Origin of the sequence: Aquirufa rosea, assembly GCF_004118285.1 — a bacterium.
Lineage (GTDB): Bacteria > Bacteroidota > Bacteroidia > Cytophagales > Spirosomataceae > Aquirufa > Aquirufa rosea.
Window position 1 is genome coordinate 20391 of record NZ_SDHY01000004.1, and the last position, 20338, is coordinate 40728.

The 20338-nt window shown below is 38.9% G+C and carries 20 protein-coding genes; 9 read left to right on the top strand and 11 right to left on the bottom strand.

Features of this window, described 5'->3' with window-relative positions:
- Window positions 1–5 precede the first annotated feature (5 nt).
- Window positions 6–1289: a M20/M25/M40 family metallo-hydrolase gene (locus ESB04_RS07205; RefSeq protein WP_129027064.1), complete on the bottom strand. Its 1284-nt coding sequence runs from the start codon at window positions 1287–1289 to the stop codon at window positions 6–8.
- A 74-nt stretch (window positions 1290–1363) separates the two neighbouring features.
- Between ESB04_RS07205 and ESB04_RS07210 the strand changes: the two genes are divergently transcribed.
- Window positions 1364–2449, top strand: a complete 1086-nt coding sequence (locus tag ESB04_RS07210; RefSeq protein ID WP_129027065.1) for an exo-alpha-sialidase — start codon at window positions 1364–1366, stop codon at window positions 2447–2449.
- On the opposite strand, the gene ESB04_RS07215 is transcribed toward ESB04_RS07210, so the two are convergent.
- A complete protein-coding gene (locus tag ESB04_RS07215) occupies window positions 2446–2841 on the bottom strand; it encodes an OsmC family protein (protein WP_129027066.1) in 396 nt (131 codons plus the stop codon). The genes ESB04_RS07210 and ESB04_RS07215 overlap by 4 nt on opposite strands.
- 3 nt (window positions 2842–2844) lie before the next feature.
- Entirely contained in the window at window positions 2845–3729 is an 885-nt protein-coding gene (locus tag ESB04_RS07220; protein WP_129027067.1) for a pirin family protein, read from the bottom strand.
- A gap of 376 nt (window positions 3730–4105) precedes the next feature.
- Here ESB04_RS07220 and ESB04_RS07225 point away from each other — a divergent pair, with 376 nt between their 5' ends.
- Window positions 4106–5002, top strand: a complete 897-nt coding sequence (locus tag ESB04_RS07225) for a glycoside hydrolase family protein (RefSeq protein WP_129027068.1) — start codon at window positions 4106–4108, stop codon at window positions 5000–5002.
- Window positions 5003–5520: 518 nt separating this feature from the next.
- On the top strand, window positions 5521–7002 hold the full coding sequence (locus ESB04_RS07230; protein WP_164969615.1) for a helix-turn-helix transcriptional regulator: 1482 nt from the start codon (window positions 5521–5523) through the stop codon (window positions 7000–7002).
- Here the strand turns inward: ESB04_RS07230 and ESB04_RS07235 are convergent, their stop codons facing one another.
- From ESB04_RS07235 to ESB04_RS07250, 4 genes are read right to left on the bottom strand one after another with little or no spacing between them, the layout of a single operon-like run.
- The gene (locus ESB04_RS07235) at window positions 7003–8292 is read right to left on the bottom strand and encodes an MFS transporter (RefSeq protein ID WP_129027070.1); all 1290 of its coding nucleotides are present in this window, start codon (window positions 8290–8292) and stop codon (window positions 7003–7005) included.
- A gap of 10 nt (window positions 8293–8302) precedes the next feature.
- Entirely contained in the window at window positions 8303–8761 is a 459-nt protein-coding gene (locus tag ESB04_RS07240) for a DinB family protein (protein WP_129027071.1), read from the bottom strand.
- A 10-nt stretch (window positions 8762–8771) separates the two neighbouring features.
- Window positions 8772–9617 carry an arsenite methyltransferase gene (locus ESB04_RS07245; protein WP_129027072.1) on the bottom strand — a complete coding sequence of 282 codons (846 nt, stop codon included), beginning with the start codon at window positions 9615–9617 and terminating at the stop codon, window positions 8772–8774.
- Window positions 9618–9670: 53 nt separating this feature from the next.
- Window positions 9671–10168, bottom strand: a complete 498-nt coding sequence (locus ESB04_RS07250; protein WP_317127027.1) for an ArsR/SmtB family transcription factor — start codon at window positions 10166–10168, stop codon at window positions 9671–9673.
- On the opposite strand from ESB04_RS07250, the gene ESB04_RS07255 reads away from it, so the two are divergent.
- From ESB04_RS07255 to ESB04_RS07275, 5 genes are all read left to right on the top strand, one after another.
- Window positions 10149–10670 (top strand): hypothetical protein, encoded by a 522-nt coding sequence (locus tag ESB04_RS07255; RefSeq protein WP_129027073.1) that lies wholly within the window; start codon window positions 10149–10151, stop codon window positions 10668–10670. The two genes, ESB04_RS07250 and ESB04_RS07255, sit on opposite strands and share 20 nt — an antisense overlap.
- 77 nt (window positions 10671–10747) lie before the next feature.
- On the top strand, window positions 10748–11635 hold the full coding sequence (locus ESB04_RS07260; protein ID WP_129027074.1) for a hypothetical protein: 888 nt from the start codon (window positions 10748–10750) through the stop codon (window positions 11633–11635).
- 13 nt (window positions 11636–11648) lie between these two features.
- Window positions 11649–13184, top strand: a complete 1536-nt coding sequence (locus ESB04_RS07265; RefSeq protein WP_129027305.1) for a phosphatase PAP2 family protein — start codon at window positions 11649–11651, stop codon at window positions 13182–13184.
- A gap of 269 nt (window positions 13185–13453) precedes the next feature.
- Window positions 13454–13945, top strand: a complete 492-nt coding sequence (locus ESB04_RS07270) for a hypothetical protein (protein ID WP_129027075.1) — start codon at window positions 13454–13456, stop codon at window positions 13943–13945.
- Window positions 13946–14001: 56 nt separating this feature from the next.
- A complete protein-coding gene (locus tag ESB04_RS07275) occupies window positions 14002–14847 on the top strand; it encodes a VOC family protein (protein WP_129027076.1) in 846 nt (281 codons plus the stop codon).
- On the opposite strand, the gene ESB04_RS07280 is transcribed toward ESB04_RS07275, so the two are convergent.
- The 3 genes from ESB04_RS07280 to uxuA are packed head-to-tail and all read right to left on the bottom strand — an operon-like array spanning window position 14848 to window position 18080.
- Window positions 14848–16131, bottom strand: a complete 1284-nt coding sequence (locus tag ESB04_RS07280; protein WP_129027077.1) for an MFS transporter — start codon at window positions 16129–16131, stop codon at window positions 14848–14850.
- Window positions 16131–16889, bottom strand: coding sequence for an SDR family NAD(P)-dependent oxidoreductase (locus ESB04_RS07285; protein ID WP_129027078.1), 759 nt, complete (start codon window positions 16887–16889; stop codon window positions 16131–16133). Before ESB04_RS07285 ends, ESB04_RS07280 begins: the two co-directional genes overlap by 1 nt.
- Before the next feature lie 3 nt (window positions 16890–16892).
- Complete coding sequence (uxuA, locus tag ESB04_RS07290) at window positions 16893–18080, bottom strand: mannonate dehydratase (protein WP_129027079.1); 1188 nt, start codon at window positions 18078–18080, stop codon at window positions 16893–16895.
- 222 nt (window positions 18081–18302) lie between these two features.
- Here uxuA and ESB04_RS07295 point away from each other — a divergent pair, with 222 nt between their 5' ends.
- Window positions 18303–19463 (top strand): substrate-binding domain-containing protein, encoded by a 1161-nt coding sequence (locus ESB04_RS07295; RefSeq protein WP_129027080.1) that lies wholly within the window; start codon window positions 18303–18305, stop codon window positions 19461–19463.
- On the opposite strand, the gene ESB04_RS07300 is transcribed toward ESB04_RS07295, so the two are convergent.
- The gene (locus tag ESB04_RS07300) at window positions 19453–20331 is read right to left on the bottom strand and encodes an alpha/beta hydrolase (protein ID WP_129027081.1); all 879 of its coding nucleotides are present in this window, start codon (window positions 20329–20331) and stop codon (window positions 19453–19455) included. The genes ESB04_RS07295 and ESB04_RS07300 overlap by 11 nt on opposite strands.
- Window positions 20332–20338 lie beyond the last annotated feature (7 nt).

Consider the following 20338-nt stretch of genomic DNA (forward strand, 5'->3'; position numbering starts at 1 on the left):
ACGAATTATTTCAATTGTGAGGTATCAACCCGACTAGGTGTGTCTTTGCCAGAAATAATGCTTTGAGCACTTAAAGCAATGGATTTTATAATTTCAGTCATATTTTCTAAATCCAAGGTTTCAATCTGATCACTGGGCTTGTGGTAATTAGGTTCACTATCCATTTTTGAAGTAGAAATGGTGTGAGCCGGAACACCCAACCTAGCTAAAGTAGCATTATCTGATCGGTAGAATAAATTTTGATCTGGATAGGGATCTGGATGAAAGGAAAAAGCAGTTCCAGCCAGGTTCTTTTGTAAAATAGCCCCCATGTCAGTTTTATCAAATCCTGTGATATAAGCACTATTTTTACCCCATTTACTTTCTGTACCAATCATTTCTAAATTAAACATAGCTTTTACCGACTGCGGATCAAATTGTTCAGAAAAATAGCTAGCTCCAAAACCTCCACTTTCCTCTGCCGTAAATGCCGCAAAAACCAAAGTGCGTTCGTTTTTATTCCATTTCTTAAAATACTTGGCCAACATCATCATACCCGTAGTTCCAGCGGCATCGTCATTGGCTCCGTTGTAAATAGAATCCCCTTGAACAGCCCTATTGGGCATAATGCCCAAATGATCATAATGACCAGAGAAAATAACATATTCGTTGGCCAATGATTTTCCTGGGATAAGGGCTACTACATTGCTTAATGGCAAAGGGGTGATGTCCTGTTCTACTTCAATTTGATAGGAATCTAATTTTTCAGACAAAATAAATAAGACATTGACTTGGCTTTCTCTCAACACATTTCGATTACTTAAACGGGCAAAAAGTGCTGCAAAATCTTGATCAACCCAAACTACGCTTGGAGTCTTTCCAGCAATATATTTATATGCTGATTGAAAGAAATTTTCTCCCTTTTTAATGGATGCTTGTGCATAGGCTGAATGTTCATCAATGGTAGTTTTAGGTTCTTTCCCTATCAATACCACCTTTTTAGAGTCTACCACTTCCCCATTTAAAGTAGCTTTGATCGACTTCAAACTTGGTTTATATACTTGGAACGTTTGCAAATAGGTCTTCGAATCAGCCCATGTTTTCAATTTATTTTTCGCAAATTCTTCCGAAATGAATTTAGCCGCTAGCTCTATACCAGGTGTAAATGGCTTTCTACCTGCCAATTCGTCGGAGGCCAAATAACGCTCAATGCGCTCCACTTCTTTAACTGTGATGATTTTGTGGATAGATTGACCTATCGAGGTGAATGCACATAGTAGACCAACAATAATTACATTTAATTTTCTCATATTGGGGGAAATTTGTTCTAATTTAACATTGTTAATTTGGATTAAATGAATTATTTCAAACACAAGCTACGAGAATGGATAAATATTTTATGTTTCAAATGATGCCTCCCGGTAAAAGTCTAGTAATGGCGTTTTTTAGTTTTATGGGTTACCTAATTTTCCCATGGATGATTCATGCGCAACAAGCTCTATTTTCAATTAATGGAAATCAACCTGATTTCACTATCAGTTCATCTGGAAAAATTGAAGTGGTATTTGGACAAAAGAACAAGATATTTTATGCCTATTCTACGGACCAAGGTCAACATTTTTCAGAACCCAGCCTTGTAGATTCATTGGTGGGTTTACATCTAGGTGCCTCTCGGGGTCCAAGAATTGCACATTCTCAACAAATCACAATTATCAGTGCCATAGATAAAATGGGCAATGTCTATGCTTACAAAAAGTCAGATAAAAACACATGGATAAAAAGCCGAGTAAATGACATGCCTGAAATTGCCAAAGAAGGATTCAATGCTATAGCAGCAAATGACAATAAGCAATTCACAATCATTTGGCTGGATTTACGCATGGAAAATAAAAACCAATTAATGTCTAGCACCTCTAAGGATGGAGGTAAAACTTGGCAAAAAAATCAGTGGGTATATCGCTCACCAGAATCGCATATTTGTGAATGTTGTCAGCCCAACATCATCATTCAAAAACAACATATTGCCATCATGTTTAGAAATTGGCTACAGGGTTCTAGAGATATGTATGTGATCGAATCTTTTGATGGTGGAAAAACGTACCAAGAAGCTAGAAAACTAGGCTTTGGAACTTGGCCCTTAAACGCTTGTCCTATGGACGGAGGAAGCCTATCCTTTAACCTAAAGGGGAAGGTTGAAACAGTTTGGCGCAGAGCAGAAAATTTATACGTATCTGGAGTTTCTGGTGAAGAAAAAATGATAGGGGCAGGTAAAAATGCGTCCACTACGGTATTGGATTCTGGCCAATGGATTGTTTGGGCAAATCAGGGCCTAATATGGCTTAGGGCAGCAACTAGTGAAAGTAGTAAATCCTTAGGTCCTGGAAGATTTCCAATAATCAAAGCAATCAACTCAAAACAAGCCTACATCATTTGGGAAAACCAAGGTAAAATTTTCGGGCAAATGATCTAAACCAAAATGGTGATAATATCTACCGGATTGCTCAAAACCTTGTGAATAGGGCAAAGATTAGCGATGGCCAAAAGACGATCTTTTTGTAGCTCATCTAGATTTCCTTGCAATTCAATTTTGCGTTGAATGATGGTTTTTGAAGATTCCTTGTCCCAAACAAAATCCAATTCCAAATGAATCCCCTTCAAATCCCAAGCCTTGCGCTCCGCATACATCTGCAAAGTGGCCGTAGTACAGGCCGCCAAGGCTGCTCTTAATAACTCATCGGGAGAAAAGCCTAAGTTCTTTCCTCCTAATTCCTCTGGTTCATCGGCAATTAATTGATTCCCGGAAGAACTTTGAATATTCACCTGGTATTTTTCAGGTCCTACACTAGATATTATTTTCCCCATGACTTATTTTTTATGTAAACTTGGATAAGGAACATACTCATTTTCCTCTCCCGGAATTTTCGCGAATCGTTGCTGTATCCAATCCTCTTTAGCTTTATCAATGAGAGATTTATCGCTAGAAACAAAATTCCAATCGATGAATCTTTCTTCTTCCAAAGGCTCTCCACCAAACACATAAACGCTTGAATTGGCTTCCAGCGTGAATTGACAAATACGGTTTTCTTGGGATACTAATAATTGCTTGGCCCCATATTGATTTCCTTCTGCCTCTACACCACCCTCCAAAATATACAATCCAGACTCTCCTAATAATTCATCCTCCAGAGAAACCACCGTTCTTTCTGAACTTTTTATTTCAATCATATACAAGGGACTGTAAACGGGTACTGCCGACTCCCTTTGAAATGCCTTTCCTGCTATCAAGGTAAACATAGCCTTCCCCTCTTGCCAAGTAGGCAAATCCTCTTTTTTCACATGCACAAAAGAAGGCTCCATTTGTTCCAAATGCTTAGGAAGCGCCACCCAAATCTGTAATCCATGCAGTACCTTGGCAGACTGACGCAAATACTCGGGTGTTTTCTCTGAATGAACTATACCTTTACCCGCAGTCATCCAATTAACTTCCCCAGGTTTAATCTCCAAAGCAGAGCCAATAGAATCTCGATGCATGATGCTCCCTTCAAACAAATAAGTCAATGTAGACAAACCAATATGTGGATGAGCCAATACATCTAGATTGTCACGTTCACTCAACTTGGTCGGCCCCATGTGATCGATGAAAGCAAATGGCCCTATCATTCTCTTTTGGCGAAAGGGTAATAACCTTCCAACCATGAAATTGCCGATTTGAGTGGCTCTTTCCTCAATAATCATTTGAATCGTAAACATAAGTTCTCATTTATTGATTCGAAATTATGTATTTCATTAGGGATAAATCTTAATCTAGATGAATAAAATAATTTAGTTCAAATCACAGAATCAAAATTTTTAATTTGAATTAAGGAAATCAGGGCAGAAGTTGGTCTTAACTTAATGATACACACATTTTAACAATTTTTATGAATAAAAATCAATTCAATCTTACCGTTGTCTAATTTTATATTGTGTATTTAATAAAATCTATATAATTTATGCAGATAAATTAGTAAGAATTTAGTTTGTTGATGAAGTGTAATGCAGAAAAGTCACCTGATGTTCATGTGACTTTTTTTAATTTCTAAGCTTAGCTCGATTGCCTGACTTTTTCTCCTAAATAGCGTAAAAGATGAAATCCTTCCTTGCCAGATTTTTATTTATCAGCTCGCTTCTTGGCACAAATGATCTGTATAGCCAAGGGCTATTTCCTGAGGTTTTAGTAAAATTTACTCCTCTGGTAAATGGACCGATATTTTCAGGAACTCAAATGAATACCTGGGATGAGCAAATTCGAGAGAGAGGATTTATTTTAAAAGAAAAAAACACTTACCACCTTTGGTTTACCGGTTATTCTAAAAATAGAAACATTATGAACCTGGGATACGCCACTTCCAAAGATGGAATTCATTGGAATAGACATGCCGCGAATCCAATTCAATCTGAAAGCTGGATTGAAGATGTATTTGTCATAAAAAAAGGAAAGCAGTATTTCATGTTTGCAGAGGGCAAGGGAGACACTACCCATTTACTTGTATCTCAGAATAAAATCAAATGGAAAGAATTGGGCAATTTAAAGATTTATCAAACGAATGGAAAACCCATAAAACCAGGAGCATTTGGCACTCCATGTGTAATTTATACAAAAGGTAACTACTATTTATTTTATGAAAGGGATGATCAAGGAATCTGGCTGGCTAAATCCAAAAACCTCAAAGATTGGGTCAATGTGCAAGATAATCCTGTGCTAAAAATGGGACCTGAAACTTATGACAAATTTGGCGTGGCAATGAACCATGTTATCCAATACAAAGGACTTTATTATGGATATTATCATGCTACTGCCTACCAAGACTGGAGAGAATGGTCCAGTAACGTTGCTGTCTCCAAAGATTTAATCCATTGGACTAAATACCCAGATAATCCCTTGGTAGGCAATAACCAATCTAGTAATATCATTGTGCCTTTCGGGAATAAATTCAGAATGTATACCATGCACGCCCAGGTTCATGTATATCAATCTAAGTAAAACATGCTTTTTCAAAAACAAAAAAGCCTAGACTTGAGGAAGTCTAAGCTTTAACTAATCCGTGTTCTACTTATTTCTCTAATAATCAATCAAACTCTTTCTATAAGACTGGAAAGTTTATGCCCCTCAATCAGGTCAACCTATTTTTACAAATTATTTAATTATACCTGGTCAGAAACCTTATGGAAAAAATTGAACACAAATTTACCTAGATTGGCTAGATCATTCATTAGAAATGACGTATTAAATCAGGAACAATTGTTACTAAAAAGTAAAATAATGTTACTTTTAAAGAAAAATATGCATCAAATGACGAATTAGGCCTTTTTATGAGCCCATCACATAAAACAAAATTTATTGCTTTCTTAGCCGTTAGCTTAAACCTATTTCTAAGCCAAATATGTCTTGGGCAAGATACGGTTTTAGTAAAAACATACTCATTACCGGAAAAAATAGTAAACATTGATGGGGATGGAAGGAATTTAATCGCCAGAACTGATAATCATTTGTATAAATTCATGGCGGGGCGCTTTGAGGAATTAAAGTTCAGCCCTAAGGAAAATGATCGCTTTACATGGATTAGCAAAAATGAAAAGTCCAATGAGTTCGGCACTTTTAGTACATTACAATTTCCGGAAAGCCATCAAGTTAATCATCTCATGGTCGATAGGTTTATTCCAGGTTATGACCAGCACTATATGACCGATGCCCGAATCGGGGATTTTTACTACTTAGCCTACAATGGATTATTATTAGAATATCGAATCCACCACTTCTATACCATTCAACACCGAGGTAAATCCATCCGACATATTTACAATGATGAGGGTATTCGAATTATCGCCACCTATTCCGGTATTTTTGTTGATTCCGTCCGTCAAAAATTTACTCAAATCCCCATTCTAGGAATCAATTATTCCAGTGGGGAAATCAGTCAAATCAATCATCAATATTATCTAAATGCTGATCCTATTTACCGATTAGAAGATAAACAATGGACGCGACTACCTCTAAACACTGATATATCAGACTTTAAAAAAATGATTAAAGTGGGTTCGCAAACATACTTTCAATCTTCGACTGTGGTGGGGACAATAAATTTAAATACCTATCAGCTACATAAAATCATTACCAATGCTTCCCAATTTAACGATATGGAAAGTTTAGGTAAGCTACTATTATTGGCTAGCGCCAATGGGAATTTATATGTATTCGATACCTTCCAAAAAAAACTAGAATCCATCCCCATCGGTTCAGCCATTTATGACATTACAATTAAAGGGGAAGAAATCATTCTCTCCTGCCATGATGGTTTGTATGACTATAATTTCCGAACCAAAAAAAGTAAATTACTTTTTAAGCACAAACACATTATTCAGTCCATCATTTTAGAGGATCATATCTTGTTTACGAGTTTTGAAGGTCTGTTTCTTTACAACAAAGACAAGGAGGTTTATGAAATCATAGAAAAGGTAGAATTTAATAAAAGGGCACTAAGTACTTGGAATGATAAGATTTATGCAGGCTCTACTGAAGGTCTATATGTTATTGACCTCCCACAATTAATGAATGAAGTGCTGCCAAGTTTAACTCCTGAAATACAGGAAGAAAACAAAATGAATGTATCAATTATTATTGCTCTGGGATTTACAAGTATCCTCGTTCTAACTAGTATTTTATTAGTTCGGAATAGAAATAAAGGAATATCTGAAAACTACAAAACGCCTAAAATCGAAATTACCCCTGAAAAAATTAGGGAAGATATGCTGAAAAATGAGCGCTTAATTAGTGTAGAGAGTATTGCCGAGCATTATCAAATTTCTAGGGTACACCTAAATAGAATCTTGAAGAAATACAATAAAAATACCTTAGACTTAATCAAAGAAATAAAAAAAGAAATTGTCTGGGACCTTAAAAAGAAACAAGTCCCTTTGGAAAAAATTAGTCAACGGGTGGGATACACAACCAAGTATATCAAACAACATTTTCTGAAAAAATAGTTATGCTTGAACCATTACATGCGCATTTTTGCAAATTGATTTTTTCGATTTCCCTAAGATCCAATCTAGTATTTTAACTGAATTCCCTTCCCCGCAACGCATCCTTACTTGGATAATAACCGAAGAAAAGCAAGTTAACAGACCGATAAACAGTATCGAACTCATTATCCCAAACAAATCGGCCAAAATCCCTGTAATTAAAGCCCCAATAGCATAACCTAAATCTCTCCAAAGTCTAAATACCCCCATACTCTTAGCACGGTCTAACGGATGAGTATTTTCTGCCAAAGTGGACAAGAAAGTAGGATATACCATAGCTGTTCCCCAGCCTAATATAGCGGCAATAAGAATAAATTGAAGAATGGAATCCGCCCAAATTAACCCCAATAAAGCTATTCCCTGCAAAAGCATGCCAACAAACAACATGTCTTTTTTACAAAAAGTATCCGACAACTTGCCTGTAAGCAATTGTCCCAAGCCCCAAACCGCAGGATAAATTGCTGTGATGAAACCAATCTGCTGAATACTGAAGTCTTTCGTTGCCAAAAGCATCGGAAATATCCCCCAAACCATACCATCGTTCAAATTATTAATTAACCCCGCTTGAGTGATAGAGCCTAAATTTCTATTTGTCCAGGTCGTCTCTTTGAAAATATTCCTTAAGCGAGGTATTCGACTTTGCTTCTCTTCTGAAGCCACATGATGCCTAGTGTCTTTGACCCAAAAAATACTTCCTAATAAGCCAAGAATAACAAGGACAAAACCCAAATAGAAAGGATAAGGCCTTAAACCATATTGATTGGCCAAATAGCCCGACATGAAAGCAAATATTGCCACAGCCAAATAGCCCGCTGATTCATTGATTCCCATAGCCAAGCCCCGCTGTTTCTCTCCCACCAAATCAATTTTCATCACCACCGTGGAGCTCCAAGCAAGACCCTGATTGACTCCCAAAAAAACATTGGCCAGAATTATCCAATACCAGTTGCTAGCAAAAATGAACAGGAAGGGAATGGGCAAGGCAAAAATCCAACCTATTACCAATAAATTTTTCCTTCCTACACGATTCGCCCAAGTACCTGCAAAAAAATTGGCTACTGCTTTCACTATACCAAAAACAACGATGAATGAAAGTATGGCTGTCTTAGCAGCCAACGCAAATTCTTTTTCAGCCAATTGCGGTAAGACGGAGCGTTCCAAACCCACCATACCTCCAACAAATGCATTGATCAAAACCAGTAGGCTAAACTGTTTCCAATTTTCCCTTAAACCCAGTTTCACTTGTTCCATAATGTAGTTTTTATGCTTGTCCGTATTTCAAAGCCAAGGCTAATTGTCCTGCATGGTAAGCCGTGTGAGAAACAATACGCCCAAAAGCCTCTGATTTAGTTTTTGAACCAAACTCCTTGGTTACGATAGTTTGCTCCCAATCTTCTTCACTTTGTATGGAAACAATATGTTGCAATTTTTCAAATGATTCCTTCACATAATCCGTTAATTCCTGCAAGTGAATCCATTCTCCAGTATCTTTCTGATCAATTACCGTTTTAGCTACTACTTTTACGGTCAAGTCTCCAAATACATTTTTGGCAAATAATAGCTCCACATCCCCGATATGCCGGATCAAAAAACCCACCGAATTCGGCGAATATCCCAATTTCTTTTTCAAATCGGGTTCGCTTATTCCATCGAGTAATTTCGTAAATCGTGTTCTCGACTCTATCCATAGCTCAAGAAACAAATCTGTTTTAGTTTTCATATTGCATCAATTAACAACATCCTGAACCTGGCTGACAAGAATTTGCTTCTGCTGGCTTTTTCGCATACACCGAAATAGAGTAAATCCCTGTTTCCCCAGATTGAAATTCTTGAATTTCACTTTCACTCAAATATTGACTCAAAATATCTTTTGGAATGACGATGGCTTTTTCTTTCTGTATTTGCATATCTACAAAACCATTCGCCTGAATTAAACCTAAATAATCTGCTTTTTGAATGGCTCCAGAAACACATCCTGCATACATTTCTGCCTCTTTCTGCAATCCCATAGGCAATTCCCCTACTAAAACTATATCCGAAATACTAAAATGTCCTCCTGGCTTCAAAACCCTAAAAATATCCTTGAAAACGGCCGCTTTGTTAGGCACTAAATTAAGCACACAATTACTCACAATAACATCTGCTACATTGGATGAAATGGGCATATTTTCAATATCTCCCAGACGAAATTCCACATTATTAAATCCTCTAATTTCAGCATTGGTTCTTGCCCTATCAATCATTTGCGGAGTAAAATCGATACCAATCACCTTTCCTGTTTCGCCTACCTCATGGCGTGCGATAAAACAATCGTTACCCGCTCCACTGCCTAAGTCCACTACCACATCTCCAGGCTTTATTTGAGCAAATTGCGTAGGCAATCCACAACCCAAACCAAGATCTGCCTCTGCATGATATCCAGCTAAATTGCTGTAATCTTCCGACATGATGTTGTAGACCTCAGTAGAGCAGCCACCTGCTCCACAGCAAGAGGCCATATTTTCTTCTTTCCCCTGCATGGCTATTTCACCATATTTTTGCTTAACTATTTCCCTTAATTCCGCTTCCGTTTGCATGATTTTTGATGTTTAATTAATCGTAATTTTACGATAAAATAGGATAAAAAAATTTAACAACAAGTACTCGTTTTTAGATGTCTTTTTTCAAAGAAATGGCCTAAAGCATCCGTCAATTTGTTCCATTCAGGTTCATTGATACAATAACAAATAGATACGCCATCAATCTGACCTCTTATTAATCCTGCTTCCTTCAATTCCTTTAAATGTTGAGAAACGGTCGACTGGGAAATAGGCAACTCATCTACAATTTCGCCACAGATACAAGATTGTTTAGTTAATAGCAACTGCAAAATGGCCATGCGTGCAGGATGAGAAAGTGCTTTCATGTACTTTGACACCAAAATTTGTTCCTCTGAATAATCGATTATTTTACTTGCTCCCATGTCAATCGTAATATTACGATTAAATAAATTTAAAACCAAATTCCTGACAGTTAATCTAGATAAATAGAATTTATTTGACACGCAATTGGATAAAATCACCATTAAATCATTGGAAATGTACCAATTCCTGCTAATTTGCGCACCAATGAGAAAACTGGTCTCCATATTGTTGTTGTTTGTCCTCTTGTATCAAGCTGGAGGGTTTGCACTGCGCTATGCCAGTGATGCCATTTCAAATGCTCCTTCCTATGAGCAAGAAGATGACTCATATATAGTAAAAATACCGATTTCTCTTCCTTATCCCACCAACCGAGAGATCCCTCAAGATGTGGAAGGAACCTTGCGTCAAGGAGACGATTTCTATCAAATGATGGATCAAAAAATTGAAAATGACACCTTGTATACCCGTGTAAATCAAGACAAAAATGCGCGTGATCAATTTTTGGATTTGGCTGATTTAGTACATGAACATTTGAGCGATCAACCCGAAAAAGCTCCAGCAAAAAGCAAATTGATTCAAACACTCATTAAGGAATATTGTCAATCTAATACTCCTTGGGTGTTTTATATTCTAGAATGGCCTGTTTCAAACAAGGCAATTGTACATCCTGTCTTAGAAACTTCTTCGTTTCAGGATTCCTTATTTTTCCCTCCCCGGCAAGCTTAATTATTTTTTGAAAATTAATCAACAGGTGGGAACCGCGTATCCTCCTGTTTATCGTATTTCAATTTAATTAAGCCCAAATGAAACATACTTTCCTGTGTGTATTCATCTCATTATGGAGTATGAATACCATCATGGCGCAGATGCCCCATGATCAAATTTACATGAATAAAAATATTGCATGCGGTGCTCTTTTATATGGTAATTCTTCCTGGACCAATTATTGGGAGAATACCCTGAAAAGAGATAATCCGAATATTGGCAAATTAAGTACCGAGTCCCTTAGTGCCATGATTGCTTATGGGATTACCAAAAAAGTGAATGCCCTAGTTATGGTGCCCTATATTAAAACCCAAGCCAGTCAGGGGAATTTAATGGGTCAACAAGGCTTTCAGGACCTAAGTCTTTGGATAAAAACCCAGGTATTTAATTACAAAAATCTCCATGGACATGCCACCGTGGGAGTTAGTACTCCTTTGAAGAATTATGTCACGGAATTTATGCCAATGTCCATCGGTCTAGGAGCCAAAACGCTTAGTGGAAGAGCTATTGTCCATTATAACTTACCCTCCAACTTATTTGTTAGTGCCACTGGATCCTACATCATAAGAGGGCCTGTCAATGTCGACAGAGACGCTTTTTTACATGGCGAAAGGCTTATTAACTCCAACTCTGTGCCTGTCCCAAATGCCATGGATGCCCAGTTGAGAATAGGTTATCTCAAAAAGGAAAACCAGTTTGAATTATTTGCCGAGCATTTTTCCTGCATCGGAGGGGATAATATCCGTCGTAACTCCATGCCATTTCTGACCAATGACATGACAATGACTGCCATTGGGGCATATGCCAAATACCAACTTAAATCTTTAGGTATCAGCGCTCGAGTTTCCTACGTAGTAGACGGCCAAAACGCTGGACAAAGCACCAATGTGACGGTGGGATTATTATACCTATTCAAGACTAAATAACATTAACATAATGATGAAAAAATATATATACTACTTGTTAGCTTTCATTTGTTTTGGCCTATTACAATCTTGTGATAAGGCTGAAAGTGAAGCTATACTTTCACCCTATACGCCTGCCTCAGTAGATGAAAACGCAGGCAATTGGAAAACATTTGTATTGAGTTCTCCTACGGAGGTTAGCATTAATGCCCCTCTTGCTACTACCGATCCTGCCTACCTAAAGGAAATCGATTCTCTGAAAAACGTCGTATATCCCAACCTAACGAATGAACAAAGACAAATAGTGGGTTACTGGGGAGCAGGAGCCGTATATCGTTGGAATGAAATAGCTAGGGAATTAGCTGCTCGCTACAATTCTGCTCCAGCAGCCAATGCCGAAGGAAAATATCCTGTACCGGATGCCAATAACCCTTTAGCTGACCCTAAGTTTCCATTCGCCAATCCACCTTATGTTTCCAGAGCTTTAGCCTATTTAAGTGTGGCTCAATTTGATGCCTTGGTAAGCGCTTGGAAGTATAAGTATCAGTACAACCGACCAGCTCCAAGTGTGGTGGACAAGTCAGTAAAGGTACTTTTACCAATCTCCAATTTACCCTCATATCCTTCAGAAGATGCCGTGGTGGCTCAAGCAAGCTATGTCATTTTGTTGGCCATGTTCCCGGGTGAAGGCCCATTTTTAAAGGCTAAATTGGAGGAATGTAAAAACGCTCGTTTATGGGCAGGCATGAATGTTAGCTCAGACCTTAATGCGGGTGTAAGCTTGGGTGGAGCGGTGGCTGCCAAAGTGATGGTGAAAGCTAGAGCCGATGGCATGGGTGCTGCCAATAACCAAGCGGCTACTGCCGATATGATCACTCGTTCCAAATCCTTAGGCTTTAAGACTGTTTGGGCTAGCCAAGAAAGTCCTGCTAGACCACCCATGCTTCCTACTTTTGGAAATGTTAAAACCTGGAATTTTGATCGTGCTACTTTAGAAGCCATCCGACCAGCGATTCCGTACATCGAAGGCTCAGCTGAGTTTAACAAAGATTTAGAAGAACTTCAAGCCATTGACAAAAATCAAACCCGGGAACAGGCCGCCATTGCCAATTTCTGGGCAGATGGTCCTGGAACTTACACTCCGCCGGGTCATTGGCACCGCTATGGCGCCAATGCTGGCTTTGAAGCTAAATATAGTGAAGTCAGAATGGCTAGAATGCTTGCCTATTTGGGAACCGCTGAAATGGACGCTGGTATCGCCTGCTGGGAGACCAAATTTTACTATTACAGTCCTCGTCCACAACAATACGGTCTTAAAACTTCCGTGGGTCTGCCCAATTTTCCCAGTTACACCTCAGGCCACTCTACCTTTTCAGCAGCAGGAGCCGAGGTATTATCTGCCTTCTTCCCGGAAAAAGCAAGCACATTTAATTCTTATGCCCAGCAAGCTTCTGATTCAAGGGTTTATGGATTAATACACTGGAGAATCGATTGTATCATGGGCCTAAAACATGGAAAAACCATCGGGCAGTATGCCGTGAAAAGAGCTCAACAAGACGGAGCCCTTTAAATTTTAACAATCCGCCTAAAAAATATAATTAAGGGGTAATTTTTAATAGTCGACTGACATGAATCGGTCGGCTATTTTTGTTTATACTAAATTGCTAGAATCAAGTTATAGTGCCAATAGAGACGTAAATTATAATATTTATCTGTCGAGTTAATTCATTCCTCTTTTATGATATCCAATAAATAAAATGTAAAAATTAATACGCTCTTTGTTTAATTTGTTTGTTTCACTAAATTTAAACCCTATTTAAACCATAGATTTTATATATCATGAAGCAACTCTTATATATATTACTAGTAGTAAGTACATTTTCCGTTTCAGCGCAAGAGCATTTCCCCAAATTAGCCGGGCATGTGGGCATAGTACATCCTTTACTTACCATTTCCGACGGAAACACCACCGGTAATTTTGGAAATTCCTATTCCGTCGGTTTTCCTTTATCGATCAACATTTGGAAAACGGAGAAAGTAGGATTTTCATTTGAAATCATACCTGCCATTCGCAGTGAGAATGGCAGCCACAAAATGAATAATCTGACATTGCATCCAGGTATCTTGTATCGCCTGGGTAAGGGATACACCTTTGCGGGTAGGGCTGCCTTTGAAACATCAGGAAGATATGGGTTAACCCCAGTTCTCAATAAAGTAGTGAAAAGAAATAAATACAGTAATTATTTCTTGGCAATACCTGTCCCGATTCGTTTTGGAAATGACCGACCTGCTTCAATCAATTTATCCGTCCAAGTGGGAATTGCCTTTTAACGAAGGTTTTAAAGGAAAAATGCTTATTTTCCCATTTCAATCAAATATTGGGATTTATGCAAAACTCCATTCAGACCTGTCTATGGTTTAAACAAACGGCGAAAGAGGCTCTTGAATTTTATCAGTCCATATTTGAAGATTTTGATGTAAAATCTGAAAATCCCATGGCCTGTTCAGTTCGGATGAATGGGACAGACTTTATCTTTTTAGGTGGGGCGAAACAGCTTGATTTTAATCCTTCCATTTCCTTTTTTGTCATATTTACATCCCAGGAGGAATTAGAAAAAAAATGGAAGGCACTTTCAGCGGATGGTAAAGTTCTAATGGAGTTAAATAACTATCCTTGGAGTAGCTCGTACGGTTGGTGTGAAGATCGAAACGGTATAAGTTGGCAATTAATGATTCATAGCAGTTTACCGGAAAAAATCATTCCAGCTCTTTTATTTACCCAACATAATAATGGCAAAGCTGAACAGGCCATTCGGTACTATACCACGCTTATTCCCAATTCTCGAATAGATTTATTAGACCGATATGTGGAAGGTAGCGGAGATACCCCTGGGAATATTCAACACGCCCAATTTCTGTTGAATAGCCAGCATTTTGTAGCTCTGGAAAGTTCACACATGCATCAATTCATCTTCAATGATGCCATTTCATTTGTCATAACTTGCCAAAATCAGCAAGAAATTGATTGGTACTGGGATAGCTTCATTCAAGATGGCGGTAAACCAGGCAGATGCGGTTGGCTGAAAGATTCATTCGGTGTTTCTTGGCAAATTGTTCCTGAAAATTTAGGGCGACTATTAGCCCATCCTGACAAATACAAGCAAGTCACGGACTTATTCATGAGGATGGATAAAATCAACCTGCAAGTGCTTCAAGATGCCATAGAATCCTAGTTAATCTTTCTTCGGCGGAGAAACTGGCTTCATTTGAGGAGAAATAAAATGAATCAGTAACCAAGCAAATAAATACGCGGATCCACAAATCAGGAAAATTAAGTTATAACCACCTGATAAATTATTACTGATTTTATAGGCATCCAAAATAATGCCAATGAAATACGGGAAAATGACACCCCCCAAAGATCCAGCCAAGCCTCCTATACCCACGACAGAGCTAATGGCATTTTTAGGAAACATATCCGAAACCGAAGTGAAAATGTTGGCTGACCATGCTTGATGCGCAGAAGCGGCAATACTAATTAAAATGACGGCCTGCCAAATGTCAGTTGCCCAACGAGCCGAAATGATGGGCAATGCAAGAAAAGCAAAAAACAACATGGCTGTCTTACGGGCTTTGTAGACTGGCCATCCCTTACGCATCAACCAGCCAGGAATATAGCCTCCTCCGATACTTCCAATAGACGTACAGGTGAATAATACAGCTAAGTGTATACTCGGTTTTTTCAGGTCCAAAGAAAAGGTTGATGAAAAATAAGAGGGTAACCAAAAAAGAAAAAACCACCAAATAGGATCTGTAAAAAACTTACCCACGATAAACACCCAGGTTTGGGGAATGGTAAACAAATTTTTCCAAGGGATTGGCGTGTTATCAGCTTGGTCATCCTCTTGAATATAGTCTAAATCCGCCTGATTAATCCCCTGCTTTTTACTAGGAATTTCATAGAAAATCCACCAAAAAATAAGCCAGATAAAACCTATGGCACCGGTAATTAAAAAAGCCTCCTGCCAACCATAAGCTCCCAATAACCAGGGCACCATAATAGGCGCCACCATAGCACCAATATTGGCTCCTGAATTAAATATTCCCGTAGCAAAAGCCCTTTCTTTTTTAGGAAACCATTCTGCTACCGATTTAATAGCGGCAGGGAAATTCCCTGCTTCTCCTAAACCCAAAACAGCTCTGGCAGCACCAAAGCCAAAAGAAGTTTTGACCAAAGCATGAAACATAGCCGCAATAGACCAAATAATAATGGAAATGCTATAGCCTAGTTTTGAACCTATTTGATCGATGATCTTACCAAAAAAAAGTAATCCCACGGCATAAGATGCTGTAAAGCACATCACTATAAAACTGTAATCCGTCTCCGACCAATTCAGTTCTTTTTCTAGGGTTGGCTTCAACAAACCAATTACCTGCCTATCTAAATAATTAATCGTGGTAGCGAAAAATAACAATGCCACGACAACCCAGCGAAAATTAGCTACTTTCTCTTTCATTAGAATCCAATAGAGTTACCCCCATCTACGGGAATTGAAACACCTGTAATATATCCGGCTGCATCGGAAGCTAAAAATACCGCTGCCCATGCTACATCCTCTGGTTTACCAAAATAGCCCATGGGTGTTCTATCCATAGCCTTATGCTTCCGGTCTGGATCAGCATTCATGGCCGTCTTACTCATGGCCGTTTCTATAAAACCTGGAGCAATGGCATTCACACGAACACCCTGAGAAGACCATTCCGATGCCAATACACGAACCAAGCCATAAACTCCTGATTTAGAAGAAGCATAAGCGGCTACACGGTCAATGCCATAATAGGCTGCCATGGAAGAAATCATGATGATGGATCCTGATTTTCTTGCCAACATATGTTTACCTACCTCCCGGCTCAACACAAAAACTGCATTTAAATTCACTTGAATTATTTGCGCAAAATCATCGTTGGAAACTTCTAGGGCAGGCCGTTTCATGTTGATTCCTGCATTATTTACCAGTATATCAATTTGACCAAAGGACTGAATAATCTCTGATACTAATTCCGGGCTAGCCTTCACATTGGCTACATCGTGTACCCTATAAAATGCTCCCTCACCCAAGAAATTGACGGCCTCTTGAAGTACTATTTCCCTTCTTCCTGTAATAATTACTTGTGCTCCACTCGCCAGCATACATTTGGCTATATCAAAACCAATTCCCGTGCCTCCGCCAGTAATCAATGCTACCTTACCTTGTAATGAAAATTTATTCTCCATTTGTTATTTTTTATACATTCGAGAAACGGCCAATTCCATACCCCTTAATTCTGCCAATCCGCGTAATCGACCGATGGCCGAATATCCTGGATAGGTCTTTTTATGTAAATCATCCAACATTTGATGTCCATGATCTGGCCGCATAGGAATAGGCTCTCCTCCTCTATTCTGCTCCTCTTCATGAATGGCTTTGATCACCTCTAACATGGGTACATCTCCTGCCAAATGGGGGGCTTCATGAAAGATTAATGGATCATCTTGTTCTCTTTTGGTTGTCCGCAAGTGGATAAAATGTATACGGCTTCCAAACCTGCTAATCATAGCCGGTAAATCATTATCAGGCCTTACTCCCAATGAACCTGTACAAAAAGTTATCCCATTGGCTCGTACAGGAGCAGCCTCCATCAATGCCGCCAAATCAGACTCTGTACTTACCACTCGAGGTAATCCCAACAAAGGGAATGGGGGATCATCAGGATGAATGCACAAATTAATTCCCAAATCCTGCGCTAGCGGAGCTACTTGTTGAATAAAATAATGCAAATTTTCTCGGAGTTCCTTCGCCCCAATCTCTCTATATTGATCTAATAAATCTTGAAAACTTTCCAAATGAAATGCTTCTTCAGACCCTGGTAAACCTAATAATACCGTTTGTTGTAACTCATCTCTTTCGGCAGTCGTCATTCGCTCAAATTTCAATCGAGCTTCTCCTTGAACATCCGCTGAATAATCTGCCGAAGCTCCAGGTCTTTTCAATATGAATAAGTCAAAAATGGCAAAATCAGTCCAAACAAATCGAAGAGCTTTAGCGCCATCAGGCATCTCAAAATCCAACTTAGTTCTTGACCAATCCAATACCGGCATGAAATTATAACAAACTGTTTTTATTCCTTTGGACGCTAGATTTTCTAATGAAGTCCGATAATTTTCAATGTATTGCTCCCGCTCAGGTAAAGCTTTTTTAATGGCTTCATGTACAGGCAAACTTTCTACCACGGCCCAGTGCAAAGGCGTCCATTGATCATTACCTTTCTCAATGATATTTATACGCTCTTGAATAGCCTCCTTTGACCATACTTCCCCTACGGGTATTTGATGCAAGGCAGTCACCACAGCAGAGCAACCCGCTTGTCGAATATCCATCAGAGAAACTGGGTCATGTGGACCAAACCATCGCATGGTATGTAACATATCGTTAAAAAGCTATTTCTTGTAAAAAGTCAATCATAGCCATATTATACTGATGGCTTTGGAATATATTTTTTCAAACATAAAATATACTTTTATCAGGAAAATATGCTAATTTGACCTTAATATAGGGGTTTTATTTCTATTTATCTCTTCGTAAACGTTCCCGATAGGTGAAGAAATTCTTTGAAATTTCATACCCCACTTTAACCCTTACTCTGAAATTTGGAAACCTGTCCTAAATGTTCCTCCAATACCTCCATTATTCGGGCTGGAATGATCCGAGGCAAGGTTCGTTATCATTGTAAGTCCTGTGATTTTCATTTTACAAAAGAACACCCAGAAAAATCCCGCCCGACCAAGCAAATACATACTACCATCAAGGATATCGCCCAGGTAATGGGAGTTTCCATAGCGACCGTTTCACGCGCTTTAAATAATAAGTCGGATATAAGTCCAAAAACCCGTGAAGCCATCCAAAAAATAGCTTTAGAATTGGATTACAATCCCAATATGTTTGCCAAGGGCTTTCAACGTGGAGAAACTAAAACCATTGGCGTGGTCATTCCCAATATTAAAAGACCCTTTTTTGCTGGTGTATTATCGGGCATACAAGAAGTAGCCAACGAGCATGGTTATCGAGTAATGATTTGTCAATCGAATGAATCTTTTGAAACGGAAGTAACCAATATTCAGGGACTGTTGGCCAGTCATGTGGATGGATTGTTGATTTCTCATTCCAAGGAAACGACTCGCTTTAATCAAATTAAAAGTCTATTCGACAAAGGCTTGCCCATGGTGCATTTTGATCGGATATGTACGGAGGTGGATACCCCAAAAATTCGTCAAGAGGATTTTGGTGGGGCATATCAATTGGTGGAGCATTTGATCCAACAGGGTTATCAACGAATTGCTATTTTGGCAGGCCCAACTGAATTATTAATTAGCCAAAAAAGAAAAGAAGGTTACCTCCACGCCTTAAAAAAACATGGATTGGAAATTCGTCCAGAATACATACATCACGGTGATTTTAGCAAAGAGTTTGCGCTAGCTAGTTTAGATTCCTGGCGACAATTACCAGAACCGCCCGATGCCATATTTGCCATCCATTATTTGAACGCAGTTGAAATCATTCAATACTCCAAAGAATTGGGAATTCAGATTCCAAATGAACTGGGGATAGTGGGCTTTGGGGATGAATACCTAGCCGAAATTGTGCATCCTGCTCTAACGGTTTTCCATCTATTTCCCCAAAAAGTAGGTGAGGTAGCGGCTCAAATGTTATTTCGAGTGATTGCTGAAAAAGGAAACTACAAACGGGAAGATATTCTCGTCCAAGGGAAATTAATTATTCGGAAATCTTCCTTGAAAAAACCTAAAGGATAAATTGGTGGAAGCGTAACCAATGTTCAAAATCCTCGGTCCAAAAATCCGATGGCGTATTCATTTTACGCATACCAAAACCATGTCCCCCCTGAGTATACATGTGCAATTCTACTGGCTGTTTGGCCTTCAACCAATCTTGGTATAATTCCACAGAATGAGGCGCTAAACCTAAATTATCATCACTAGCTGCCGCAATGAAAATGGGGATTCTTTGACTAGGTATTTGATTCCCCAATACCGCTTTTTTGTATAGGTAAATGGGCGCCACGAAATTCGGACGATTTGCGTCTGTGGCGGTTTGTACTACTGACATGGTTAAGGTTCCTCCTGCAGAAAAACCCATAAAGCCAATTTTTTGAGGATTCAATCCCCATGCATTGGCATGTTGACGTACATACTCCATGGCTTTTAGACCGTCCTTGGTCGCCAATTCCACCACAGGAGCATTGATTTCATCCAATTTGTTAAAATCCTGCATCTTGGCACTCAATTCCTTCACCGGATCATTAGAGATGATACGCACCAGTCGGTATTTTAACACAAACGCGGCAACACCTCGTTGATTCAACCATTTAGCCACCTCGATGCCTTCGCTATCAATGGATAATATATGAAAGGCCCCTCCTGGAGCTACGATTACCGAGGTCCCATTGGCCTTAGATTTCTCAGGGAAATAAGCAGTGATACTAGGTTCCACCACATTATAAACCACTCGGGTATTAAACCCATTGGAAGCACTTTCCGCCTCATTCCAATTCCAAGATTCAGAACCTGGCGCTTTCCCTGAATATAAGGCAATTCGTTCTTGGGAAAATGCGAGGTTTCCCAAGAGCAAATAACAAAAACTGAAAATAATAAATCCTTTCATAAGAAGG